This is a genomic window from Marinobacterium nitratireducens (assembly GCF_014645375.1).
GTDB lineage: Bacteria > Pseudomonadota > Gammaproteobacteria > Pseudomonadales > Balneatricaceae > Marinobacterium_A > Marinobacterium_A nitratireducens.
Genome location: NZ_BMLT01000005.1, coordinates 434,491 through 457,680, shown reverse-complemented (window position 1 = coordinate 457,680; position 23,190 = coordinate 434,491). Strand labels below are relative to the sequence as shown.

Annotated in this window: 23 protein-coding genes; 16 read left to right on the top strand and 7 right to left on the bottom strand. The window is 62.6% G+C overall.

The window, feature by feature from the left end:
* Positions 1–12 precede the first annotated feature (12 nt).
* From IEX85_RS12395 to IEX85_RS12385, 3 genes are all read right to left on the bottom strand, one after another.
* The gene (locus tag IEX85_RS12395) at positions 13–612 is read right to left on the bottom strand and encodes an OmpA family protein (RefSeq protein ID WP_188860899.1); all 600 of its coding nucleotides are present in this window, start codon (positions 610–612) and stop codon (positions 13–15) included.
* A gap of 191 nt (positions 613–803) precedes the next feature.
* The gene (locus IEX85_RS12390; RefSeq protein ID WP_188860898.1) at positions 804–1,103 is read right to left on the bottom strand and encodes a YciI family protein; all 300 of its coding nucleotides are present in this window, start codon (positions 1,101–1,103) and stop codon (positions 804–806) included.
* A gap of 32 nt (positions 1,104–1,135) precedes the next feature.
* Positions 1,136–1,678: a septation protein A gene (locus IEX85_RS12385; protein WP_188860897.1), complete on the bottom strand. Its 543-nt coding sequence runs from the start codon at positions 1,676–1,678 to the stop codon at positions 1,136–1,138.
* Positions 1,679–1,801: 123 nt separating this feature from the next.
* On the opposite strand from IEX85_RS12385, the gene IEX85_RS12380 reads away from it, so the two are divergent.
* The 4 genes from IEX85_RS12380 (at position 1,802) to rluB (ending at position 4,826) form a co-directional block, all read left to right on the top strand.
* Positions 1,802–2,638: a PHP domain-containing protein gene (locus tag IEX85_RS12380; protein WP_188860896.1), complete on the top strand. Its 837-nt coding sequence runs from the start codon at positions 1,802–1,804 to the stop codon at positions 2,636–2,638.
* A 62-nt stretch (positions 2,639–2,700) separates the two neighbouring features.
* Positions 2,701–3,321 (top strand): L-threonylcarbamoyladenylate synthase, encoded by a 621-nt coding sequence (locus tag IEX85_RS12375; protein ID WP_188860895.1) that lies wholly within the window; start codon positions 2,701–2,703, stop codon positions 3,319–3,321.
* A gap of 153 nt (positions 3,322–3,474) precedes the next feature.
* Positions 3,475–3,867 (top strand): H-NS histone family protein, encoded by a 393-nt coding sequence (locus IEX85_RS12370; RefSeq protein WP_188860894.1) that lies wholly within the window; start codon positions 3,475–3,477, stop codon positions 3,865–3,867.
* A 98-nt stretch (positions 3,868–3,965) separates the two neighbouring features.
* The gene (gene rluB, locus IEX85_RS12365) at positions 3,966–4,826 is read left to right on the top strand and encodes a 23S rRNA pseudouridine(2605) synthase RluB (protein WP_188860893.1); all 861 of its coding nucleotides are present in this window, start codon (positions 3,966–3,968) and stop codon (positions 4,824–4,826) included.
* Positions 4,827–5,093: 267 nt separating this feature from the next.
* Here the strand turns inward: rluB and IEX85_RS12360 are convergent, their stop codons facing one another.
* From IEX85_RS12360 to ubiG, 3 genes are read right to left on the bottom strand one after another with little or no spacing between them, the layout of a single operon-like run.
* Positions 5,094–5,834 carry a YciK family oxidoreductase gene (locus IEX85_RS12360; RefSeq protein ID WP_188860892.1) on the bottom strand — a complete coding sequence of 247 codons (741 nt, stop codon included), beginning with the start codon at positions 5,832–5,834 and terminating at the stop codon, positions 5,094–5,096.
* A 28-nt stretch (positions 5,835–5,862) separates the two neighbouring features.
* Entirely contained in the window at positions 5,863–6,537 is a 675-nt protein-coding gene (locus IEX85_RS12355) for an HAD-IA family hydrolase (RefSeq protein ID WP_188860891.1), read from the bottom strand.
* A 1-nt stretch (position 6,538) separates the two neighbouring features.
* Positions 6,539–7,255, bottom strand: coding sequence for a bifunctional 2-polyprenyl-6-hydroxyphenol methylase/3-demethylubiquinol 3-O-methyltransferase UbiG (gene ubiG, locus IEX85_RS12350; RefSeq protein ID WP_188860890.1), 717 nt, complete (start codon positions 7,253–7,255; stop codon positions 6,539–6,541).
* 349 nt (positions 7,256–7,604) lie between these two features.
* Between ubiG and gyrA the strand changes: the two genes are divergently transcribed.
* The 12 genes from gyrA to IEX85_RS12290 all read left to right on the top strand — a co-directional run bounded on the left by gyrA (position 7,605) and on the right by IEX85_RS12290 (position 21,629).
* Entirely contained in the window at positions 7,605–10,235 is a 2,631-nt protein-coding gene (gene gyrA, locus IEX85_RS12345; protein ID WP_188860889.1) for a DNA gyrase subunit A, read from the top strand.
* A gap of 123 nt (positions 10,236–10,358) precedes the next feature.
* A complete protein-coding gene (gene serC / locus IEX85_RS12340) occupies positions 10,359–11,441 on the top strand; it encodes a 3-phosphoserine/phosphohydroxythreonine transaminase (protein ID WP_188860888.1) in 1,083 nt (360 codons plus the stop codon).
* Between the two features lie 262 nt (positions 11,442–11,703).
* Positions 11,704–12,807, top strand: a complete 1,104-nt coding sequence (gene pheA, locus IEX85_RS12335; protein ID WP_188860926.1) for a prephenate dehydratase — start codon at positions 11,704–11,706, stop codon at positions 12,805–12,807.
* A gap of 22 nt (positions 12,808–12,829) precedes the next feature.
* The gene (hisC, locus tag IEX85_RS12330) at positions 12,830–13,930 is read left to right on the top strand and encodes a histidinol-phosphate transaminase (RefSeq protein WP_188860887.1); all 1,101 of its coding nucleotides are present in this window, start codon (positions 12,830–12,832) and stop codon (positions 13,928–13,930) included.
* The gene (locus IEX85_RS12325) at positions 13,927–16,140 is read left to right on the top strand and encodes a bifunctional prephenate dehydrogenase/3-phosphoshikimate 1-carboxyvinyltransferase (protein WP_188860886.1); all 2,214 of its coding nucleotides are present in this window, start codon (positions 13,927–13,929) and stop codon (positions 16,138–16,140) included. The genes hisC and IEX85_RS12325 overlap by 4 nt, the downstream gene beginning before the upstream one ends.
* Positions 16,140–16,838, top strand: coding sequence for a (d)CMP kinase (gene cmk / locus IEX85_RS12320; protein ID WP_188860885.1), 699 nt, complete (start codon positions 16,140–16,142; stop codon positions 16,836–16,838). Before IEX85_RS12325 ends, cmk begins: the two co-directional genes overlap by 1 nt.
* A gap of 28 nt (positions 16,839–16,866) precedes the next feature.
* Positions 16,867–18,555 (top strand): 30S ribosomal protein S1, encoded by a 1,689-nt coding sequence (gene rpsA, locus IEX85_RS12315; RefSeq protein ID WP_188860884.1) that lies wholly within the window; start codon positions 16,867–16,869, stop codon positions 18,553–18,555.
* Positions 18,556–18,656: 101 nt separating this feature from the next.
* Complete coding sequence (gene ihfB, locus IEX85_RS12310) at positions 18,657–18,959, top strand: integration host factor subunit beta (protein ID WP_188860883.1); 303 nt, start codon at positions 18,657–18,659, stop codon at positions 18,957–18,959.
* Between the two features lie 25 nt (positions 18,960–18,984).
* A complete protein-coding gene (locus tag IEX85_RS12305; protein ID WP_188860882.1) occupies positions 18,985–19,290 on the top strand; it encodes a LapA family protein in 306 nt (101 codons plus the stop codon).
* A gap of 1 nt (position 19,291) precedes the next feature.
* Positions 19,292–20,470 carry a lipopolysaccharide assembly protein LapB gene (gene lapB / locus IEX85_RS12300; RefSeq protein ID WP_188860881.1) on the top strand — a complete coding sequence of 393 codons (1,179 nt, stop codon included), beginning with the start codon at positions 19,292–19,294 and terminating at the stop codon, positions 20,468–20,470.
* Between the two features lie 63 nt (positions 20,471–20,533).
* On the top strand, positions 20,534–21,253 hold the full coding sequence (gene pyrF, locus IEX85_RS12295; protein WP_188860880.1) for an orotidine-5'-phosphate decarboxylase: 720 nt from the start codon (positions 20,534–20,536) through the stop codon (positions 21,251–21,253).
* A 91-nt stretch (positions 21,254–21,344) separates the two neighbouring features.
* On the top strand, positions 21,345–21,629 hold the full coding sequence (locus IEX85_RS12290; protein WP_188860879.1) for a ComEA family DNA-binding protein: 285 nt from the start codon (positions 21,345–21,347) through the stop codon (positions 21,627–21,629).
* A 421-nt stretch (positions 21,630–22,050) separates the two neighbouring features.
* Here IEX85_RS12290 and IEX85_RS12285 read toward each other — a convergent pair whose 3' ends face one another.
* The gene (locus IEX85_RS12285; protein WP_188860878.1) at positions 22,051–22,944 is read right to left on the bottom strand and encodes an AEC family transporter; all 894 of its coding nucleotides are present in this window, start codon (positions 22,942–22,944) and stop codon (positions 22,051–22,053) included.
* Positions 22,945–23,190 lie beyond the last annotated feature (246 nt).

Sequence of the window (23,190 nt, the reverse complement as noted above, 5' to 3'; positions counted from 1 at the left end):
TGATGCGGGAGATTACATCTCTTTGGTTTCGCCAGAGATGGTGACGTCGACGCGACGGTCGGCGCGCAGGCAGGCGATCAGAGCGGCGCCCTTGCCGGAGCAGCTTGCGACCGGAGCGTTTTCACCCATGGAGCTGACGGTGATCTTGGTGCCGTCTACGCCGGCGTTGCGCAGTTCGGTGGCAACGGCTTCTGCACGACGCTGGCCGAGGCGCATGTTGTAGTCGGCGTTACCGATGAAGTCCGCGTTACCGACCAGGTCGACGTTGTCCAGGACGGCCATGGAGCCGATGTAGTCGACGATGGCGCTGATGTCTTCCTCGACGACTGCGCTGTCGAAGTCGAAGAAGAGGCTGAATTTCTTCTCGGCGCTAACCATGGCGGGTACGACCGGAACCGGTTCCGGCTCGGCCTGTGCCATGTAGCCATCGCAGCCTTCGATAGTGGCGTCGGCTTCGGTCCAGAAACCGTCGTGCCAGCACTCGCCGAAGCTGTTGCGCCAGATGGTCTGTTCAGTGTTGTCGACGTAGCCCTTGTTTTCCGGGTGAGCCTGGGCCACGGCAGACAGCGTCATGGCCAGGGCAACTCCGGCGGAGAGAGCGAACTTTTTCATCGTTAAGATTCCTTGTGCCTGTTGTGGGGTGGTCAGTCTATAAAAATAGCTCAAATTTTTTCCCACGGTTCCTTAATGACGATTGAACGAAACCGTCACAACTCCGTGGTATCCGGGTTTGTTGACAGCTGTTGTCAGCTACCGTCTAGGGTACATCAAATCGACCATATACTAACATACAGATATTGGTCTTAAGGTAAAACTTTTTTGTACGGTTTAACCTGTACCCGATCGTAGACACCTGCCTTTATATAGGGATCTTCATCGGCCCATTGCTGTGCCGCATCGAGCGACTCGAATTCGGCGATCACCAGGCTGCCGCTGAAACCCGCAGGGCCCGGATCCTCGCTGTCAATGGCCGGGTGTGGGCCCGCGACCAGCAGGCGGCCTTCGTTCTTGAGCTGTTCAAGTCGAGCCAGGTGGTCGGGACGGGCCTGCATTCTCTTTTCAAGACTGTTGGGCCTATCCTCGGCCATGATTGCGTAAAACATGTTACGGTCTCTTCCTCTTTCCGGATTATCGATTATTCCCGGGAATCACTCTGGATATGGCGGGACATATAGAGCCCCTGCAGCAGGATAAAGATCAGGGTCAGTCCCAGCATGCCGAACAGTTTGAAATTGACCCAGGCTTCTTCACTGAGGCTGTAGGCGACCGCGAGGTTGAGGCCGCCCATTAGGATAAAGAAGATCACCCAGGCAATATTGAGTTTGCGCCAGACGAAATCCGGCAGTTCCAGATTGCTTTCCATCAGTCGCTGTACGATGGGCTTGCTGCCAATGTACTGGCTGCCGAGAAAGGCGAGAGCAAAGAGCCAGTTGACCACCGTCGGCTTCCACTGGATGAAAGTCTTGTCGTGAAAGAGTACAGTGGCGCCGCCCAGCAGCACGACCAGTGCCAGGGTGACAAGCTGCATCTTCTCGATGGTGTGGGTGCGGATCCAGGTATAGAGCATCTGGGCCAGCGTCGCCGGGATCAGCACGGCGGTGGCGAGGATGATGTTGTCTGTCGCCTTGTAGACGATAAAGAAGATGATGACCGGAAGAAAATCGAGCAGCAGTTTCATGAGCTTGGCGTCTACTGAGTGGACACCCAGTATAATGGTCGTACAGACAGTAATAAAGAAACCTGCGTTCAAGTCCCGGACCGCCGGGCCGCGGACGGTATGCGGTTTCCCCGGGACGTGCCGATGACCCTGCCAAAATACGATCTTCATTGCCATACCACCGCCTCGGACGGCTCCCTTGCGCCGGCGCAGCTGGTGGAGCGCGCCGCCGGGCAAGGCGTCGAGGTGCTGGCCATCACCGATCATGACAGTGTCGCCGGTCTCGACGAGGCCAGCGAGGCTGCGCGCTCGCACGGGCTCGTCCTGGTGAGCGGCGTCGAGCTGACCGCGCTCTGGGGGCGTCAGGTGGTGCACCTGGTCGGGCTTGGTTTCGACCGCCATGCCGACAGTCTGCAACGTTATCTGGTCCGCCTGGAGGACATGCGGCGCGAGCGGGCCGAGCGAATCGCCCACAAGCTGCAGCAGCGCAACCTTCCGGATCTTCTGCCCGATGTGACCGCGCGCGCCGGCGCAGGCCAGGTCGGGCGGCCGCATTTCGCCGCGGCGCTGGTCGCGGCCGGCGTGTGCGAAAACGAGCAGCAGGCCTTCAAGCGTTATCTGGGGCCGGGCAAGGTGGGCGACGTCAAGATGCCCTGGCCGGCAATGAGCGAGGCGCTGGAGATGCTGCACGGTGTCGGTGGTCTCGGCGTGCTGGCCCATCCAACCAAGTATCGTCTGACCTTCACCCGGCTGCGCTCGCTGCTCAATGATTTCGTCAAGGCCGGTGGCGACGGTCTGGAGGTGAGCTATTCCGGAATCAAGCCGGATCACCAGCGGGAAATGCACAAGATCGCCCGCAGGGCGGAGTTATTGCTCTCTGCCGGCAGCGATTTTCATCATCCGGGCCAGGTCTGGGTGGAACTGGGGCGTTTCATGCCGCTTGAAGAAAACGGGCGGCATGTTCTCGAGCGGCTTCTTTAGACGAAGGTGCCTGCTGTCGGCTACACTCCGTGCTACAGGAGCTTCAAATAGAAGGCGGGGAAATGAGCCAGTTTTTCCAGATTCATCCGGAAAATCCGCAGAAGCGGCTAATCAATCAGGCTGTTGAGATATTAAACAAGGGTGGGGTCATCGTATATCCCACCGACAGTGCCTATGCCCTTGGCTGTCATTTGGGTGACAAGTCGGCAATGGAACGCATACAGCGTATCCGCCAGCTCGACGACAAGCATAACTTTACGCTGGTCTGCCAGGACCTCAGCCAGATTGGCATCTATGCCAAGATGGATAATCAATGCTACCGACTGATCAAGGCGCATACGCCGGGAGCCTATACCTTTATCCTCAATGCGACGACGGAGGTGCCGCGCCGGCTGTTGCACCCGAAGCGCCGAACGATTGGCATCCGTATACCGGATAACCCCATTGCGCTCGATCTGATGGCGGCGCTGGGCGAGCCGATTATGAGTACGACGCTGATAATGCCGGGCGAGGACCAGCCATTGATGGATCCCTACGAAATTCGTGAGTTGCTGCAGCACAGCGTCGACCTGGTCATCGACGGCGGTTATTGCGGTATGGAGGCCACGACCGTTGTGAGCCTTGTGGAAGGCGTGCCCGAGGTCGTGCGTTCCGGCGCCGGGCCGGTCGATGTTTTTGGCTAAGGCCTTTTCGGCTGGCGACTTAATCGTTTATGCGGGAGCGGTTTTCGCTGGCAATAAATAAAATTCTTACTAAACGATGCTCTTCCTTGAAAATGTATTATTTATAACGATAATTGCAGTATCAGGTTCATCAATTAAAGAGCATCCCGAGACATGTCAGATTTTGTTAAAAACCTCACCCGCAAGAATTCGCTGCGTAAACACTGTCAGGAGCTGTCGGTAGGCGATATTGAGAAGGCGCTGGCGGATCTCGGCGAGATAATCGAAGAACGCAAAGCCGCAGAGGCTGAAATGCAGGCGGAACTCGAGGCGCGCAAGGCCAAGATTGAAGAGATCCGCAAGCAGATGGAAGCGGCGGGCATCGGTCTCGACGAACTGCAGGCGCTGAAAGGCGGTGAAACCGGCAAGCGCAAGGTCGAAGCCAAATACCGCATCACCGATGAAGAAGGGCAGGTCCACGAGTGGTCCGGTCGCGGTCGTACGCCGGTCGTTTTCAAGGAATACTTCGAGAAGCACGGTGTGAGCAAGGAAGATACCCGCATCTGATCGGCTCCGTGCTATGATTCACCGAAGCTCTCCGGGTCTGTCCTGGGGAGCTTTTTTTATTCGCGCGTAACGCGTAACGTTTTAATAGGAAGCGTCAAATGTCAGATGAAAAGCTGCAAAAGGTATTGGCGCGCTCCGGTTTGGGCTCACGTCGTGAGATGGAGCGTTGGATAGAAGAAGGGCGGTTCAGCATCGATGGTGAGCGCGCGGGCCTTGGTGACCGTATCGGTCCTGCTGCTCGGGTCACGCTCGATGGCCGCCCGGTGAAGTTGATTTTCGAGCGCGAGAGCCAGCGGCGGGTGCTGATCTACAACAAGCCGCTGGGCGAGATTTCGACGCGGCACGACCCGGAAGGGCGCAAGACGGTGTTCGATCACCTGCCGGCGCTCAGTCAGGGGCGCTGGATTGCCATCGGGCGCCTCGATATCAATACCACGGGTCTGTTGCTGTTCACCACCGATGGTGAACTGGCCAACGCCATGATGCACCCGTCGGCGCAGATCGATCGCGAATACGCGGTACGTGTGCTGGGTGATGTCGACGATGCCATGCTCGAGCGGCTCAAGCAGGGGGTTCTGCTGGAAGACGGTATGGCGCGTTTTACCGACGTGCAGTACTTCGACGGCGAAGGCGCCAACAAGTGGTACCACTGCGTGGTCATGGAAGGGCGCAATCGCGAGGTGCGCAGGCTCTGGGAATCCCAGGGGGTCCAGGTCAGCCGGCTCAAGCGCGTCCGCTACGGGCCGCTGTTCCTGCCGAGCGACGTGCCGGTCGGTACCTGGAAGGAGCTGACGCCGAAGGAGATCAAGGCCTTGTCGAAGATGCTGGGCCTGGCGGATAAAAAGCCAACGCGTCTCAAGCCTGCCGAAAAGGCCAGCCTGGAGCGCCGCTTCAAGCGCCAGCGCAGCCGTCGCGAAGAAGGGCCGAAGCACAAGCCCAAGGGCGACGCTCAGGTTTGAGCATGGGGGGAGCGGCGCCTCGCCGCGAATTGCCCGGGCGGAGTTAAAAGCTTCGCCGCGGGGCGCGGCTCCTACGGTAACCGGTAGGCGCCGCGATATCCGTAGGAGCGGCGTCACGCCGCGAACGGTTTGGCACGATGCGGGTTTGATTCGCCGCTGCAGCAGTCGCCAAGTTGGCTGTTAGGGTGCGGTTCGCTGCGTTCACCGGCACCCTATCACTCACCACTCACCACTCACCACTCACCACTCACCACTCACCGCTCCTGCCTACTGCGCATCCAGAGACTGGCCGTTGACCTCGCGGCTGTCAGGTCCCAGCAGGTAGAGATACACCGGCATGATCTCATCCGGTGCCGGGTTGCTGTTCGGGTCCTCGGCGGGGTAGGCGTTGGCGCGCATCTGGGTGCGGGTGGCGCCGGGGTTGATGCAGTTGACGCGGATGTTGGTGGTGTTTTCCAGTTCGTCCGCCAGGATCTGCGACAGCCCCTCGGTGGCGAACTTGGATACGCTGTAGGCGCCCCAGAAGGCGCGTCCCTTTCGACCCACGCCGGAGCTGGTGAAAATGATCGAGGCGTCCTCGGATTGCGCCAGCAGCGGCAGCAGGGCCTGGGTCAGCAGAAAGGCGGCGGTGACGTTGACCTGCATGACCTGGTTCCAGACCACCGGATCGTAGGATTCCACCGGCGTGCGCAGGCCCAGCAGACTGGCGTTGTGCAGCAGTCCGTCGATCTTTCCGAATTCCTGCTCCAGCTTGGCGGCGAGCTCCTGGTAATCGTGCTCGCCGGCGCTTTCCAGGTTCATCGGTACGATTGCCGGCTGAGGATGTCCGGCCGCCTCGATTTCGTCATACACCTTTTCCAGCTTTTCCAGCGTGCGCCCGAGCAGGACCACGGTCGCGCCGCGGGCGGCGCAGGCCTTTGCCGCCGCCCGGCCAATGCCGTCTCCGGCGCCGGTAATGACGATGGTACGGTCTTGCAGCAGATTTTCCGGGGCGCTGTAGTCGAACATGGTACTTCCTTGCGGGCACTTAGCCAGGTTAAAGATGATACAGGGATTGTAGCAGCGGTTTGATGGCGCGGGCGCTGTCGACGCCGTGATCGGCCTGCCAGTCGTCCGGGTTTTCCCCGGGGGCGACATAGCCGTATCGGGCGGCGATGGTGGGCATGCCGGCATTGCGGCCGGCCTCGATATCGCGCACGTGGTCACCGATGTACAGACTGTGCTCGGGGCGACAGCCGAGCTCGCGGCAGGCCAGCCACAGCGACTCGGGGTGCGGTTTGCGCTCGCACACCTGTTCCGGACAAACGATACTGCCGGCGCGGCGGTCGAGCTGCAGCGCCGCCAGCAGGCCGCGGGTATAGCGTTCGGGTTTGTTGGTCACCACGCCCCAGGGAATGCCGATCTCGTCGAGCCAGAACAGCAGCTCGTCGATACCGTCGAAAGCGCGGCTCTCGATCGCCAGGTGATCGCCGTAGATATCCAGAAAGCGCGTGCGCAGGCCGGCGAACTCCTCATGCGTCTCGTCGATGCCGAAAGCGGTGCGGATCATGGCATTGGCGCCGTTCGACACCTGCTCGCGCAGGCTGTCGAACGCCATCACTGGCCTGCCTTCCTCGCCCAGCAGGCGGTTGATGACCCAGATGAAGTCCGGTGCGGTGTCGAGCAGGGTGCCGTCGAGGTCGAACAGCACGGCGTCCAGCGGCTGTTTCATCTCAAACGGGTTTCCGGGTGGCGATCATGTAGTTGACGTCGACATCCTTCGGGTCGAGCCGGTAGCTCTTGGTCAGAGGGTTGTAGACCAGACCGGTGATGTCTTCCATGCGCAGGCCGGCGGCGCGAATCCAGGCGCCGAGCTGCGAAGGCCGGATGAATTTGCTGAAGTCGTGGGTGCCCTGCGGGACCAGCTTGAGCAGCCGTTCGGCGCCAAGGATGGCGAACAGGTAGCTCTTGGGGTTCTTGTTCAGCGTGGAAAAGAACAGGTGGCCGCCCGGGCGGGCCAGGCGCGCGCAGGCGGTGACGATCGAAGCGGGGTCCGGCACGTGCTCGAGCATTTCCATGCAGGTCACGACGTCATAGTGCTCCGGGCGCTCGTCTGCCAGCTGCTCGACGGTGATCTGGCGGTACTCGATCGCCAGTTCGCTCTCCAGGCTGTGCAGTCTGGCCACCTTGAGCGGGGCTTCGCCCATGTCGATACCGTTGACCTCGGCGCCGCGCCGGGCCATCGACTCGGAGAGGATGCCGCCGCCGCAGCCGACGTCCAGAACCTTCTTGCCGGCAAGCGAGGCGATACGGTCTATATAGCCGACCCGCAGCGGATTGATATCGTGCAGCGGCTTGAACTCGCTGTTGCGATCCCACCAGCGGCTGGCCAGTTCTTCGAATTTGGCAATTTCGTCCGGGTCGATATTGAGGCTTCGGGTATCGGTCATTGCGGTCGCTGCTGCAGGACTGGAGTTGAAAGTCGGCCATTCTAGCATTTAACAGAAGAGAAGACAGAAGGCTGTCGCAGGGTGTCGGTGAGTCCTGCGAGGCACCGGCTGTCTCGGGGCGCCCCGGGTGTTCGGTGCGCATCGTCGGTATCTGCTCCTGCTATACCGATCTTCCCTCCATCCATGGAGCTTGCGGCGCTCAGCAGCAACCTGCTCGGTCGCAAGGCATTGGGCGGCAACTGTTAACTCCCAACTGTGAAGGCGCGTCTTTGTGGTATACTCGCGCGGTTATTCAGGCCGGCAAGTGGGCCTCTATCGAGCAGACCGGATCTAAGGAAAGCTGAGACGAATGGGTGATCTAGCCAAAGAAATTTTGCCAGTCAATATCGAGGACGAGCTCAAGCAGTCGTATCTCGATTACGCCATGAGCGTCATCGTCGGCCGCGCGCTGCCGGATGTGCGTGACGGCCTCAAGCCTGTGCATCGACGCGTGCTGTTCGCGATGAGCGAGCTGGGCAACGACTGGAACAAACCGTACAAGAAGTCCGCGCGTGTCGTCGGCGATGTTATCGGTAAATATCACCCGCACGGCGACAGCGCGGTATACGACACCATCGTGCGTCTGGCGCAGGATTTCTCGATGCGCTACCCGCTGATCGATGGCCAGGGGAACTTTGGCTCCATCGACGGCGACTCCGCCGCGGCCATGCGTTACACCGAGATTCGCATGGCCAAGATCGCCCACGAGCTGCTGGCCGATCTCGACAAGGAAACCGTCGATTACGTGCCCAACTATGACGGCACCGAAGAAATACCGGACGTGCTGCCGACCAAGGTGCCGAACCTGCTGATCAACGGCTCCTCCGGCATCGCCGTGGGCATGGCGACCAATATTCCGCCGCACAACCTGACCGAGGTGGTGCGCGGATGTATCGCGCTGATCGACAACAGCCAGCTCTCCGTCGACGAGCTGATGGAATACATCCCGGGTCCCGATTTTCCGACCGGTGGCATCATCAACGGCCGTGCCGGCATACTCGAGGCTTACCGCACCGGTCGCGGCCGCATCTACGTGCGTGCCAAGCACCATGTGGAGGAAGATCCGAAGACCAGCCGTGCCGCCATCATCGTCACCGAGATCCCGTACCAGCTCAACAAGGCGCGGCTGATCGAGAAGATCGCGGATCTGGTCAAGGAAAAGCGTATCGAGGGCATCTCGGAGCTGCGCGACGAGTCCGACAAGGACGGCATGCGCATCGTTATCGAGCTGCGCCGCGGCGAAGTGCCCGATGTGGTGGTCAACAACCTGTTCGCCCAGACGCAGATGGAAAGTGTCTTCGGCATCAACGTGGTGGCGCTGGTGGACGGCCAGCCCAAGGTGCTCGATCTCAAGGCGCTGCTGGAGAACTTCATCCGCCATCGCCGCGAGGTGGTGACCCGTCGCACCGTCTACCTGCTGCGCAAGGCGCGCGAACGCGGCCATATTCTCGAGGGTCTGGCGGTCGCGCTGGCCAATATCGACCCGGTGATCGAGCTGATCAAGAACTCGCCGACGCCGGCCGAGGCGAAGGAAGCGCTGATCGCGCGCGGCTGGGCACCGGGCGACGTACTGCAGATGCTCGAGCGCGCCGGCGAAGATGCCTGCCGTCCCGAGGACCTGGAAGAGCGGTACGGGCTGCGAGAAGGCCTTTACCACCTGTCGCCGGCCCAGGCGCAGGCGATTCTCGACCTGCGGCTGCACCGCCTGACCGGCCTCGAGCACGAAAAGCTGATCGCCGAGTATCGCGAGCTGCTCGATCGTATCGCCGAGCTGCTGAAGATTCTCGGCTCCCACGAGCGCCTGATGGAGGTGATCCGCGAGGAACTCGAGGCGATCCTCGAGGAATACGGCGACGAGCGCCGCACTGAAATCACCGCGTCGCGCCGTGACCTGACCGTCGCCGACCTGATCACCGAAGAGGATATGGTCGTGACCATTTCCCACGGTGGTTACGCCAAGACGCAGCCGCTGGCGGACTATCAGGCACAGCGTCGCGGCGGCCGTGGCAAGTCGGCAACGTCGATGAAGGACGAGGACTTCATCGAGCACCTGCTGATCGCCAGCACCCACGACACCATCCTGTGCTTCACCAGCCGCGGCAAGGTGTACTGGCTGCGGGTGTTCGAGATTCCGCAGGCCAGCCGTACGGCGCGGGGGCGGCCGATCGTCAATATTCTGCCACTGGAGGAGGGGGAGCGCATCACCACCATCCTGCCGGTCAACGAATACAGCGAAGACCGGTTCGTGTTCATGGCGACCGCCAACGGCACCGTCAAGAAAACCCCGCTGGACAGCTTCTCGCGGCCGCGCAGCAATGGCCTCATCGCACTGGGTCTGGACGAGGGCGATCACTTGATCGGCGCCGCCATCACCGACGGTGACAACGATGTGCTGCTGGTGACGAGCGCCGGCAAGGCGATGCGCTTCGACGAGGCTCAGGTGCGCGCCATGGGGCGCACGGCGCGTGGTGTGCGCGGCATTCGCATGGCGGACGATACCGCGGTGATCTCGTTGATCATTCCGCGCCCGGGCGGCAAGATCCTGACCGCTTCCGATCGCGGCTACGGCAAGAAGACCTCGGTCGACGAATTCCCGATCAAGGGGCGCGGCGGACAGGGCGTGATTGCCATGCAGTGCACCGAGCGCAACGGCGGCCTGGCCGGCGCGGTGCAGGTGTTCGAGGGTGACGATGTGATGCTGATCAGCAATCGCGGCACCATGGTGCGTACCCGTACCGAGGAAATCTCGGAGCTGAGTCGCAATACCCAGGGTGTGATGCTGATCCGGGTCGCCGAGGACGAAACCCTTGTCGGTCTGGCGCGTATCGAGGAGGCCGACGAGCCGGAGAGTGCCGAGGCCATCGAGGCGCAGGAGCCGGCCACCGGGACAGCGCCAGGTGAAGCGGGTGATGGCGTCGCCGACGCCGACGCCGACGAATAGGCCGCCGGCAACTGCGGTCGGGTGGCGCAGCCGCCCGGTCGCGTAACCTGAAGCCAATCTTGCCGCGGGTTCAGACACCCGCGGCATTGCCAGAATATCAGTCTGTCGAGTTCGAACGAGAAAATGAGCCGCAAATTCAATTTCAGTGCAGGTCCGGCGGCATTGCCGGATGAGGTCCTCCAACAGGCGCGCGACGAGATGCTCGACTGGCACGGTGAGGGCCTGTCGATCATGGAAATGAGCCACCGCAGCGATGCCTTCGTCTCGGTGGCCACGCAGGCCGAACAGGATCTGCGCGAGCTGATGGGTATTCCGGACAACTACCGGGTGCTGTTCCTGCAGGGCGGTGCGACCAGCCAGTTCGCGATGGTGCCGCTGAACCTGCTCGGCGGCAGGGACAGTGCGGATTACATCAACACCGGCATCTGGTCGAAAAAGGCGATCCAGGAAGCCGGCCGCTACGCCACGGCGCGCATCGCCGCGAGCACCGAGAGCGCGGGCTTTACCCGGGTGCCTTCGCAGGACGAACTCGACCTGGATCCGTCGGCGGCCTATGTCCATTACACCCCGAACGAAACCATCGGTGGCGTGGAGTTCGGCTATGTGCCGGAAACCGGCGAGGTGCCGCTGGTCGCGGACATGTCCTCGACCATACTGTCACGTCCCTGCGACGTCAGCCGCTTCGGTCTGATTTACGCCGGCGCTCAGAAGAATATCGGACCGGCGGGTCTTACGGTGGTGATTGTGCGTGACGACCTGCTGGGCAGGGCCGCCGCCAGCGCGCCGACCATGTTCGACTACCAGGTCCATGCCGAGGCCGACTCGATGAACAATACCCCGCCGACCTTCGGCTGGTATCTGGCCGGGCTGGTGTTTCAGTGGCTCAAGCGCCAGGGTGGCGTGGAGGCGATGGAGGCGATCAACCGTCGCAAGGCCGACAAGCTCTATGGTTATATCGATGGCAGCGACTTTTACGCCAATCCCATCGATGCCGGCAGCCGCTCCTGGATGAACGTGCCCTTCACCCTCGCCGACAGCGCGCTGGACAAGCTTTTCCTCGAGCAGGCGGATGCCGCGGGGCTGTTGAACCTGAAGGGGCATCGCTCGGTTGGCGGCATGCGCGCCAGTCTCTACAACGCCGTACCCGAAGCGGCGGTCGATGCCCTGATCGACTTCATGCGAGAGTTCGAGAAGAGCAACGGTTGAATACCAGGGCGTTAAAGGAGTAGCTATTGCCGGACCGGAACATAGGGCAGCCTTTATCTCCATGGATGGCGTGTATCCCGGTATTGCAGGAGCGAATACCGGGAAAGCGGAGCGAAACGTGCCGCCATTGATGCCTCTGCAAAGGGCACGGTGCGCTTCGCTGCGCTCAGGGCACCCTACGTCGATTGGTCAGGTAATGTCGGCCGAAGCGATACTCTTCGGTATCGACAAGGCGCGATGAACACAGAAGAGCGGCATGAATATGAGCGACCAGGAAAAGGAACTGCGGGTACTGCGGGATCAGATCGACCAGATCGACCAGCAGATTCAGTCCCTGCTCAACCAGCGGGCGCTCTGCGCCCAGCAGGTGGCGGAGGTCAAGCAGAAGCATCAGGGACAGGGCGATGCGGTGTTCTATCGCCCGGAGCGCGAAGCTCAGGTACTGCGCCGGGTCATGGCACGCAACAGCGGGCCCTTGCCGGCGCAGGACGTGGCGCGGCTGTTCCGCGAAATCATGTCGGTGTGCCTGGCGCTGGAGCAGCCGATGCGCATTGCCTTTCTGGGGCCGGAGGGCACCTTCACCCAGCAGGCCGCGGTCAAGCATTTTGGTCTCTCGGCGATCACCGCGCCGCTGGGTACGCTTGACGAAGTCTTCCGCGAGGTCGAAGCCGGCACCGCCCACTATGGCGTGGTGCCGGTCGAGAACTCCAATGAGGGTATGGTCAACCATACCCTCGACCTGTTTGGCCGTTTCCAGCTATCGATCGTCGGAGAGGTCGAGCTGAAGATCCATCACCACCTGCTGATGAAAGCCGGCGCCGACCGTCATCATGTGACGCGCATCTATGCCACCCAGCAGGCACTGGCGCAGTGCCGCCGCTGGCTCGACGCCCACTATCCGTCGGTGGAACGCATCACTGTCGCGACCAACGCCGATGCGGCGCGGCAGGCGTCCGCCGATGCCGAGGTCGGTCTCGGCGCGGCAATCGGAACTGAACTTGCGATCGAGCTGTACCCGCTGCAGGTCGCGGTGCGCAATGTCGAGGATCAGGCCGAGAGCAGCAGCCGCTTCCTGATACTGGGGCGTCAGGAGGTCGGGCCCAGCGGCAAGGACAAGACCTCGCTGCTGATCTGCGCCCATGACAAGCCGGGTGCGCTGTACGAGCTGCTGGCGCCGTTTCGCGCGCGCGGCATCAGTCTGACCCGTATCGAGACCCGCACGTTGTCCGGTCCCTGGAACATGGTGTTCTATATTGATTTTGAAGGCCATGTGGCCGATCCGGAAGTGCAGGCGCTGATCAAGGAGCTTGAATCGGAGTCGGTCGAGCTGAAACTCCTCGGTTCCTATCCGCAGGCGGTTCTGTAAGCTTATCCACCGGAGTCCCGTTATGGGTTGTGATTTTATCGCCCGGGCCACGCCGGGCGTTCAGGGGCTGGAGCCCTACGTGCCGGGCAAACCGGCCCAGGAGCTCGAGCGTGAGCTCGGGCTCAGCCAGGTGGTCAAGCTGGCAAGCAACGAAAACCCCCTGGGACCGAGCAGGGTGGCGCTTGCCGCGGCGCAGCAGGCGCTGTCGCAACTGCATCTGTATCCCGATGCCAGCGGCTACCGCTTCAAGCAGGCGCTGCAGCGGGTACTGGGTCTGGCGCCCGAACACCTGACCCTGGGCAATGGCTCCAACGACGTGCTCGAGCTGCTGGCGCGTACCTTTGTGCGACCGGGCGACGAGGTCATCTATTCTCAATACGCTTTTCTTGTCTATCCGATCGTGACCCGTGCCAGCGGCGCTACCGCGGTGGTGACGCCGGCGCACAACTGGGGGCACGACCTTGACGCCATGCTGGCGGCGGTGACCGAACGCACCCGTCTGATTTTCATCGCCAACCCCAACAACCCGACCGGCACCTGGCTCGACGAAACCGCACTGACGGCCTTTCTCGACGCCCTTCCCGAGCAGGTGATAGTGGTGCTGGACGAGGCCTACACCGAGTATGTGCGCGAGCCCGGTTTCCCCGACGGGCTCGAGCTGCTGCGGCGTTACCGGAATCTGGTGGTGACACGCACCTTCTCCAAGGCCTACGGCCTGGCCGGCCTTCGGGTGGGCTACGCCGCGGCGGATCTCCAGATCACCGATCTGCTGAACCGGGTGCGCCAGCCCTTCAACGTCAGCGTTCCGGCGCTGGCGGCCGCCGAAGCCGTGCTTGACGATCACGACTACCTTGCCCGCACCCGTGACTGCAACAGTGCGGGCATGGCGCAGCTGACCGAGGGGCTGCGACGGCTTGGGCTCGACTTTATCCCGTCGGCGGGCAATTTCGTCGCGTTCGACTGCGGGCGTCCGGCGGCGCCGGTGTATCAGCAGCTGCTCGAGCGCGGCGTGATACTGCGGCCGGTGGCGAACTATGCAATGCCCAATCATCTGCGGGCGACCATCGGTCTGGCGGCGGAAAACGAGCGCTGCCTCGAGGCGCTGGCCGAGGTGCTGACGTGAGGCATTCGGTCGACCGGATACTGGTTGTCGGGCTGGGACTGATCGGCGGTTCGCTGGCGAAGGCGCTGAGGGAGCGCCGCTATTGCCGAACGCTGGTCGGTTACGATCGTAATACCGACGAACTCGAAGCCGGGCTGGCGCTCGGGGTGATCGACGAAGCGGCGACAGACCTTGCCGAGGCGGTCCATGCCGCCGATATCGTGGTGCTGGCGGTACCGGTGAAGGCGACCGACGCGGTGCTGGCCGAGATCCGGCCCGCGCTGCGCCCTGAAACCCTGCTGACGGACGTCGGCAGCACCAAAGGCAATGTGGTCGAGGCGGCGCGGGCGGTATTCGGCCAGCTGCCGCCGACCTTCGTGCCGGGCCACCCGATCGCCGGCTCGGAAAAAAGCGGTGTAGCGGCGGCCGATGCGCAGCTGTTCGAGCGCCACAAGGTCATCCTGACGCTGACCGAGACCAGTTCGGCGCAGGCGACGCTGGCGATCGCGCGCATGTGGCAGGCGACCGGGGCCGAAGTGCTGCAGATGGAGCTGTCGCGCCACGACGAGGTGCTTGCGGCCACCAGTCATCTGCCGCACCTGCTGGCGTTTTCGCTGGTGGATACCCTCGCCGCCGAGGCCGAAAACACCGATATCTTCCGCTACGCCGCCGGCGGTTTTCGCGACTTCACCCGCATCGCGGCCTCCGATCCGACCATGTGGCACGATATCTGCTTGGCCAACCGCGAGGCGATCCTCGGCCAGATCGACCGCTTCAGCGAAGGCGTGGCGCGGCTGCGCCAGGCCGTGGCGACGTCGGACAGCCAGACGATGCTGGGCATCTTCACCCGCGCCAAGGCCTCGCGAGACCACTTCACGCGGATTCTGTCCAGTTCCGCCTATTCACAGAAACAGCATCCGGGACCGGTAAACTTCGTGCTCCAGCCCGGTGGTGCCCTGAGCGGCCAGCTGCGCCTGCCCGGCGATATGTCGATTTCGCATCGCGCCATCATGCTCGGCTCGCTGGCGGACGGCATCACCGAAATCGAGGGCTTTGCCGAAAGCGAGGACAGCCTGGCGACGCTGCAGGCGTTTCGCGATATGGGCGTGGTGATCGAAGGGCCGCATCAGGGGGCGGTGAAAATATACGGTGTTGGCCTCGAGGGCCTGCAGCCGCCGCCGGGGCCGCTGTACCTGGGCGATTCCGGCACCACCATGCGTCTGCTTGCAGGGGTGCTGGCGGGGCAGCCGTTCGATACCGAGCTGACCGGCGGGGCCGGACTGTCGCGGCGCAGTATGGCCGCCGTTATCGAGCCGTTGCAGAACATGGGCGCCGGCATCGAGGCGCAAGATGCCGGCCGCCCGCCGCTGCGTATCCGCGGCGGGCAGCGGCTGCGGGGGATCGAACACCGGCTGCCGGCCGCCAGCGCCCAGGTCAAGTCGGCGCTGCTGCTGGCTGGCCTGCGTGCCGAGGGCGCCACCCGGGTGCTGGAGCCTGCGGCGACGCGGGATCATACCGAACGCATGCTGCGCGGCTTCGGCTGGCCGGTCGAGGTGGTGAGCGGCTGCAGTACGGTCCATAGTGGCGGTCGCCTGAGTGGGGCTAAAATCGCGGTACCGGGCGATATCTCCGCCGCCGCGGCCTTCATCGTCGCGGCGTCGATCGCCCCGGGCTCGGACATCCGGCTCGAGCACGTCGGCATCAACCCGACGCGCCGCGGGGTGATCGATATCCTGCTGCTGATGGGGGCCGATATCGAGCTGTGCAACGAGGACCTGGTCGGTGCGGAGCCTGTCGCGGATATTCAGGTGCGCTATCGTCCCCTGCAGGGGATCGAACTGCCGTCACAGCTGCTGACGACGGCGCTGGACGAGTGCCCGCTGCTGATGGTGGCGGCCGCCTGCGCAGTCGGCGAAAGCCGCTTTCACGGACTCGGAGAGCGTGGCGCCCGGGTGCAGGAGCGGCTGGCTGTCACAGCCTCGGCGCTGCGTGCGCTGGGAGTCGATGCGGTGCTGGAGGGCGACGGCGCCCGGGTCCGTGGCGGCCGTATCGGCGGCGGCTCGCTCGACTGCGGCGGTGATGCGCGGGTGGCGGTGGCGCTGGCGGTGGCGGCGCTGCGCGCCGAGAACGAAATTCATATAGGGGGCTGCGACGCCGTCGCGGCGTCGTTTCCCGACTTTATCGCTCTCGCCCGACGGGCGGGAATCAGAATACGTAAGGAGGAGGCCTGATGGCCGCAAGAGAGAAGCAGGTGCCGGTAATCAGTGTCGATGGACCCAGCGGGTCCGGAAAAGGCACCATCTGCCGGCTGCTCGCACGTCAGCTCGGCTGGCACCTGCTCGACAGCGGCGCACTCTACCGGCTGACTGCGCTGGCGGCGCAGCACCATGGAGTGGCGCTGGATGATGAGCAGGCGCTGGTCGTGCTGGCGGCTCACCTGGATGTGAAGTTCGTCGCCCGGGGCGAGGACGACGAGGTGCAGATCTTCCTCGAAGGTGAGGAGGTCACGCATGCGATCCGGACCGAAGAGGTCGGTAACGCCGCCTCGAAGGCTGCCGCCAGTGGCCCGGTTCGCGAGGCATTGCTGGAGCGCCAGCGGGCGTTTCGCGAAGCCCCGGGCCTGATTGCCGATGGCCGGGATATGGGTACCGTGGTATTCCCCGGCGCGGAGCTGAAAATCTACCTCGACGCCAGTGCCGAAGAGCGCGCGCGACGCCGTTATAACCAGTTGATAAATAAGGGGGTCGGTGCTAGCCTTGAAGCAATATTGGTTGATATTCAGGCACGTGACGACCGTGACATGAAACGTCCGGTGGCGCCGCTGAAGCCCGCGTCCGACGCGGTGATTCTCGATTCCACCTCGATGTCGATCGACGAAGTCCTCAACGTGGTTCTGGATCAGGCGAGGCACAAGGGGTTGACCGGGTAGGCCATCCCGATGGCGAAGGTGAGCATTGATGAGCGAAAGTTTTGCCGAACTCTTTGAGGAGAGCCTCAAGGATATAGAAATGGCACCGGGTTCGATCGTGACCGGCACAGTGGTGGCGATCGATACCGAGGTGGTCACGGTGCATGCCGGGCTCAAGTCCGAAGGTATCATTCCGCGCTCCCAGTTCGAGGACGAGAACGGGGAGCTGACCGTCAAGGTCGGCGACGAGGTCCAGGTGGCGCTCGAGTCGGTCGAGGACGGCTTCGGCGCCACCCAGCTCTCGCGCGAGAAAGCCAAGCGTGCCGAGACCTGGAAAGAGCTGGAGCGCGCCTACGAAAACGACGAGGTGGTCAAGGGCCAGATCATCGGCAAGGTGCGCGGCGGCTTTACCGTTGGCCTCGACACCGTGCAGGCATTTCTGCCGGGGTCGCTGGTGGATGTGCGCCCGACCCGGGACGTGTCCCATCTCGAGGGTCACGAACTCGAGTTCAAGCTCGTCAAGCTGGACCCCCGCCGCAACAATATCGTCGTGTCCCGTCGCGCGGTGCTGGAAGCTGCCAACAGCGAGGAGCGCGAAAAGCTTATCGAGCAGTTGCAGGAAGGCGTCGTGCTCAAGGGCATCGTCAAGAATCTCACCGACTACGGTGCCTTCATCGACCTTGGTGGCATCGACGGCCTGCTGCACATCACCGACATCGCCTGGAAAAGGGTCAAGCATCCGAGCGAGGTGCTCAACGTCGGTGACGAGATCGACGTCAAGGTGCTGAAATTCGACCGCGAGCGCAACCGCGTTTCGCTGGGTCTCAAGCAGCTGAGCGAAGACCCCTGGAACCAGCTGCTCGACAACTACGCGGTGGGCTCCAGGGTCAAGGCGCGGGTGACCAACGTGGCCGATTACGGCTGCTTCGCCGAGCTGGAAAGTGGCGTCGAAGGGTTGGTGCACGTGTCCGAGATGGACTGGACCAACAAGAACATCCACCCGTCCAAAGTGGTGCAGATCGGCGACGAGATCGAGGTCATGGTGCTCGATATCGATACCGAGCGCCGGCGTATCTCGCTGGGTATGAAGCAGTGTCAGGAAAACCCCTGGCAGGCCTTCGCCAACAGCTACGGCAAGGGCGACATCCTCACCGGCAAAATCCGTTCGATTACCGACTTCGGTGTCTTCATCGGACTGGAAGGTGGTATCGACGGCCTGGTGCATCTCTCCGATCTGTCCTGGGATGAGCCCGGTGAGCAGGTGGTCAAGGAGCTGAACAAGGGCGACGAGCTGACTGCCGTGGTGCTGTCGGTCGATCCCGAACGCGAGCGTATTGCGCTCGGAGTCAAGCAGCTGGCGGGCGACCCCTTCGGCGACTTCGTGTCGGCTCATGGCAAGGGCTCGGCGGTTCGCGGCCGGGTCACCGAAGTCACGGACCGTCAGGCAACCCTGGAGCTGGCCGAGGGCGTGAGCGGGCAGTTGCGTATCGCCGAGGCTTCGCGCGATCGCATCGACAGCCTGACGTCACTGTACAAGGTCGGCGACGAAGTCGAGGCGGCGATCATCAATATCGACCGTCGCAGCCGCAATATTCAGCTCTCCGTCAAGCAGCTGGATGCGCAGGCCGAAAAACAGGCGTTGAAGTCGATTCAGGACAAGCCGGTCGAAGCGGCGGGTCCCACGACCATCGGCGAGCTGATAAAGGCTCAGATGAACAAGTCGTCGGATAACGACTGAGGCGCAGGGGAGGGCAATAGCTCTCCTCTGCGGTTTTCCGCGCAGCGTAGTCGTGCGGAATCAGGGGCTGCAACGCGGCCTGAATCTTTGGGAGAGTTGTCATGACCAAGTCGGAACTGATCGAACGACTGATAGACCGTCATAATCAGCTGTCTGTAAAAGATGTCGAGCTGGCCGTGAAGACCATGCTGGACCACATGACCGAGGCGCTGGCCCATGGCGACCGTATCGAAATTCGCGGCTTCGGCAGTTTTTCGTTACACTACCGCGCGCCGCGAATCGGCCGTAATCCGAAGACTGGCGAGTCGGTCCCCCTGACCGCCAAGCACGTACCCCATTTCAAGCCGGGCAAAGAGCTGCGAGAGCAGGTCAACGACAGTATGGCGGAGCGCCCGGGATATTAGTCATGCACGCCGGAGGCCATATCAAGTGCGCTGGTTGAGATCTTTGCTGACAGGCCTCGTATGCCTGCTAATCCTGCTGATCGGTATACTGTTCACCATTCACAATACCGACAAGGTCGCTATCGACCTGATTTTCGTGCAACTGCCCCAGGCGAGTCTGTCGCTCTGGCTGATCGCCGCTTTCGTCTGTGGCGGCATCCTTGGCGTGGTGCTCAGCAGTTTCGCCATTCTCGGGCTCAAGACCCGGTTGCGCTCGGCGCGCAAGCGTGCCACCCAGGCGTATCGTGAACTCGACCAGCTAAGGACGACCGGCGCCAAAGACAGCGCCTGAAATGGCCGACTATCTGCTGATCGTACCGCTGTTTCTGGCGGTTGCAGCCGGCTGGTGGCTGGGGCGACGGGAAGCCGGGGTCCGCGCGATGGCGCGGGAACAGGCGTTGAGTCGCGACTACCTGACAGGCCTCGATCACCTCGTCGACGAGCGCACGGATGATGCCATCGAGAGCTTTATCCGTGCCCTCGAATTCAAGCCCGAAAGTCTTACCGCCCATCTGGCGCTGGCCAAGCTGCTGCGCAAGAAGGGCGACGTCGAGCGCGCCATCAAGTTGCATCAGGGGTTACTGGACCGTCCGGGACTGGCGCCCAACGATCGCCTCCGGGTGCAGATGGCGCAGGCGCGCGATTACGATGCCGTCGGTCTGCTGGACCGTGCCGAAGTCCTGTTGCAGGAAGTGATCGACAGTTCGCCGCCGGCCGAGATGCGGATCGAAGCGCTGCAACTGCTGGTCAAGCTGTACGAGAAGGAAGGCGAATGGCAGCGGGCGCTCGAGGTCGCGGCGTCTCTGGATCGCGACTGTCGCAAGGATATCCGCCATGAGCTGGCGCATTATTGTTGCGAGCTGGCGGAGCATCAGTTGCGTCATGCCGGGTACGATGCGGCCGAGGACTGGCTGAAGCGGGCGCTGAAGCACGATCCGCAGGCGGTCAGGGCAAGTCTGCTGCAGGCAGGGGTGCGTATTGCCCGGCAACAGTGGCGCCCGGCCATTCAGGCGCTGCAGCAGGTGGTGGAGCAGGACCCGCTGTTCGTGTCCGAGATCCTGCAGCCGCTGCAGCAGTGCTATCGCGGGCTGGATCGGGAGGACGACTACCAGAACAGCCTGCGCGGGTTGATGGCGCGGGCGCCCTCGACCAGCCTGATTCTGGCCCTGGCGGAGCAGATACGCGACACCCGGGGTGTTTACGCCGCGGGGGCCTTTATCACCGCAGAGCTGAAACGGCGCCCGTCCATCCGGGGCTTCAATCGCCTGATCGACATGCACATCGAGCATGGCGCGCGCAGCGCCCGGGACAGCCTCGAGGTACTGCACGGTCTTACCGACCAGCTTGAGCAGAGCAAGCCGCGCTACCGCTGCGACCAGTGCGGGTTTGCGGGCCGGCTGTTGCTCTGGCAATGCCCGTCCTGTCGGCAGTGGGGCTCGACCCGGCCGATCCAGGGCCTCGAGGGCGAATAGCGTTCAACCGATTACCAAGCGGTGACGGTCATCGACCGGCACCGGCCAATAGGCGAGACAACGATGACGACAGATTCGAAGCAGATACTGGTGGCGCTGGATTATCCGGATCAGGCGCAGGCCCTGGCAATGGCACAGCGGCTCGATCCGGCGCAGTGCCGGGTCAAGGTGGGCAAGGAGCTGTTCACGCGCAGCGGGCCAGCGGTGGTCGAGGCGCTGCAGGCGCGCGGGTTCGATGTTTTTCTGGACCTCAAGTTTCATGATATTCCCAATACCACGGCGATGGCCGTGCGTGCGGCCGCAGAGCTCGGCGTCTGGATGGTGAACGTGCACGCCAGCGGCGGGCGCCGGATGATGGAGGCGGCCCGTAACGAGCTGGAAAAGGTGGCCGGCGAGCGGCGTACCCTGCTGATCGCGGTTACGGTGCTGACCAGCATGGAACAGCAGGATCTGCGCGAGATCGGCATCGACCTGGAGCCCCTGGAGCAGGTCCGGCGGTTGGCGCAGCTGACCGAGCGCAGCGGGCTCGACGGCGTGGTCTGTTCGGCGCAGGAGGTCGAGCCGCTGCGTGAACTGATTTCCCCGTCCTTCAAGCTGGTAACGCCGGGTATTCGTCCGGCCGATGCCGAGGCGGGTGATCAGCGTCGGATCATGACGCCGGGTCAGGCCGTGACCGCCGGAAGCGACTACCTGGTCATCGGCCGTCCGATCACGCGTGCCAGCGATCCGCTCGCCACGTTGTCTGCTATCCAGCAAGAGATTGCCGAGGCTCGCGCAGTCTGAGTCGCGCTGGCGATCACGGAACCTCTGTGCTATTCGTTTATGGGCCGGAACGGATGTCCGGCTCAATGATGACAATACATGGAGGTTCATGATGAACAGTCCCCTTGCACGGGCGCTGATGCTGGCTTTTTGCCTCGTCTTTCTGCCCTTTTCCGCAGCGAATGCCGAAACCCTCGATATCAACAGCGCCAGCGCCGAACAGCTGTCCAGCGTGATGGTGGGTATCGGGCCGGCCAAGGCCAAGGCAATTGTCGAATACCGGCAGGCCAACGGCCCCTTTAGCAGCGTCGATCAGCTCAGTGCCGTCAAAGGCATCGGCAGCGCGACGATCGACAAAAACCGCGACCTGATCGGCGTGTCCACGCCGGCGGAGTAGACGGAACCCGGCGCCTCCGCCGGAGGCGCCGTCATCTTTTCTTTGTCGTCCCGCAGGTTGGGTCTAGGTCCGAAGGACCGTAACCAACACCCTAATACCTCGGTGCCAACCGACACCAATCGATCTGGAATGCGATCGATATTGCGGGTTACGGCGCGGTATGGATCCATGCTGGCCGGAACGATTTACCGGTGTTGCGTCTTCACCCACCCTCCGCTTCGTGCCTTCGATATCTCCTGTAGGTTGGGTGAAGCGGCGAAGCCGCGGAACCCAACACCCGCTCTGCCAGCCGACACCAATCGATCTGCAATGCGATCGATTTGACGGGTTTCGCGATGCCCGAGCAACGTGGAAACCGTTTGGTTTCATTGGGATGCATCGCTCTACCCATCCTCCGGCCCGTGCCTTTTATCACTTCGGGTCAGAGTATAAACGCCAGCACCAGTGGAATGATGATCAGGCTCGCCATATTGCTAAGCAAAACGATGGAGGCGACCTGCTGCGGCTCCTGGTTGTAACGCTCTGCGACCAGGTAGTTGAGCAGTGCCGGCGGCAGCGCGCCGAACAGCAGCAGGTACAGGTACTGGGTTTCGTCGAGTTGCAGGATCTGCTGTACCGCGACCGCCAGCAGCAGGCCGCTTGCAGGGCAAAGGATGGCGCCGAGCACGCCGCTGCGCCAGTTGGTGAAATCGATGCTGAGCATTCTTACGCCGAGCGAAAACAGCATCAGTGGAATGGCGATCTGGCCGAGCATGTCGATGAAGGTTTTAATCGCCGCCGGCAGCGCCAGGCCGGCGCTGCTGATAACCAGCCCCGCAATCGCCGCCAGAATCATCGGGATGCGCAGCAGCGACAAGGGGTGGACGCGAGGGTTCAGCATGTACATTCCCACGGTGAAATGCAGGCTGTTCTCGACCAGAAACAGCACCACCGCGGCAGGCAGTGCCTGTTCGCCGAACGCCAGTACGGCCAGCGGTATGCCGAGGTTGCCGCTGTTGTTGAACATCATCGGAGGCAGGAAGGTTTTCGGCGCGATCCCGATCAGGCGGCACAGCGGAAGCAGCAGCAGGCCGGAGCCCAGCACCACGCAGAGCGCACCGATCGCCAGCGGCTGGTAAAGCGCCAGGTCGAACGACTTGTCCGCCATGACCGAGAGGATCAGGGCCGGCGTGAACACGTCCATGTTGATGCGGTTGGCCACCGACATGTCGGTATGGACCCGGCGGGCGTAGAGGTAGCCGACCGAAACGATCGCCAGCAGCGGGAAAACGACCTGGAAGATACGCTCCAGCAGAGAATAGGTGGTGCCGTCCATCAAGCGTCCTTAATCTGAAGTCCGTGCGGCCGTGGCTGCTGCGGGCGATGACCCGGCCAGGCAGCGCCCATGATACTGTGAACGCCGGCGGCCGTCATATATACGCTGTTGGGCTTCGTCCTGCGTCCTCCGCCCAACCTACGCGCTTCTCGCCATCCCTGGCGGTTGCTGCGCTCAAGGTGCCCTACCTGTAGGGCGCACCGAGCGAAGCGAGCTGCGCCGCCCGTGGCTCCGGCGTATAAATCC

Coding starts and splice junctions, on each gene's coding strand:
- IEX85_RS12395 (WP_188860899.1), bottom strand. CDS start 612: ATGAAAAAGTTCGCTCTCTCCGCCGGAGTTGCCCTGGCCATGACGCTG.
- IEX85_RS12390 (WP_188860898.1), bottom strand. CDS start 1,103: ATGTTTTACGCAATCATGGCCGAGGATAGGCCCAACAGTCTTGAAAAG.
- IEX85_RS12385 (WP_188860897.1), bottom strand. CDS start 1,678: ATGAAACTGCTGCTCGATTTTCTTCCGGTCATCATCTTCTTTATCGTC.
- IEX85_RS12380 (WP_188860896.1), top strand. CDS start 1,802: ATGACCCTGCCAAAATACGATCTTCATTGCCATACCACCGCCTCGGAC.
- IEX85_RS12375 (WP_188860895.1), top strand. CDS start 2,701: ATGAGCCAGTTTTTCCAGATTCATCCGGAAAATCCGCAGAAGCGGCTA.
- IEX85_RS12370 (WP_188860894.1), top strand. CDS start 3,475: ATGTCAGATTTTGTTAAAAACCTCACCCGCAAGAATTCGCTGCGTAAA.
- rluB (WP_188860893.1), top strand. CDS start 3,966: ATGTCAGATGAAAAGCTGCAAAAGGTATTGGCGCGCTCCGGTTTGGGC.
- IEX85_RS12360 (WP_188860892.1), bottom strand. CDS start 5,834: ATGTTCGACTACAGCGCCCCGGAAAATCTGCTGCAAGACCGTACCATC.
- IEX85_RS12355 (WP_188860891.1), bottom strand. CDS start 6,537: ATGAAACAGCCGCTGGACGCCGTGCTGTTCGACCTCGACGGCACCCTG.
- ubiG (WP_188860890.1), bottom strand. CDS start 7,255: ATGACCGATACCCGAAGCCTCAATATCGACCCGGACGAAATTGCCAAA.
- gyrA (WP_188860889.1), top strand. CDS start 7,605: ATGGGTGATCTAGCCAAAGAAATTTTGCCAGTCAATATCGAGGACGAG.
- serC (WP_188860888.1), top strand. CDS start 10,359: ATGAGCCGCAAATTCAATTTCAGTGCAGGTCCGGCGGCATTGCCGGAT.
- pheA (WP_188860926.1), top strand. CDS start 11,704: ATGAGCGACCAGGAAAAGGAACTGCGGGTACTGCGGGATCAGATCGAC.
- hisC (WP_188860887.1), top strand. CDS start 12,830: ATGGGTTGTGATTTTATCGCCCGGGCCACGCCGGGCGTTCAGGGGCTG.
- cmk (WP_188860885.1), top strand. CDS start 16,140: ATGGCCGCAAGAGAGAAGCAGGTGCCGGTAATCAGTGTCGATGGACCC.
- rpsA (WP_188860884.1), top strand. CDS start 16,867: ATGAGCGAAAGTTTTGCCGAACTCTTTGAGGAGAGCCTCAAGGATATA.
- ihfB (WP_188860883.1), top strand. CDS start 18,657: ATGACCAAGTCGGAACTGATCGAACGACTGATAGACCGTCATAATCAG.
- lapB (WP_188860881.1), top strand. CDS start 19,292: ATGGCCGACTATCTGCTGATCGTACCGCTGTTTCTGGCGGTTGCAGCC.
- pyrF (WP_188860880.1), top strand. CDS start 20,534: ATGACGACAGATTCGAAGCAGATACTGGTGGCGCTGGATTATCCGGAT.
- IEX85_RS12290 (WP_188860879.1), top strand. CDS start 21,345: ATGAACAGTCCCCTTGCACGGGCGCTGATGCTGGCTTTTTGCCTCGTC.
- IEX85_RS12285 (WP_188860878.1), bottom strand. CDS start 22,944: ATGGACGGCACCACCTATTCTCTGCTGGAGCGTATCTTCCAGGTCGTT.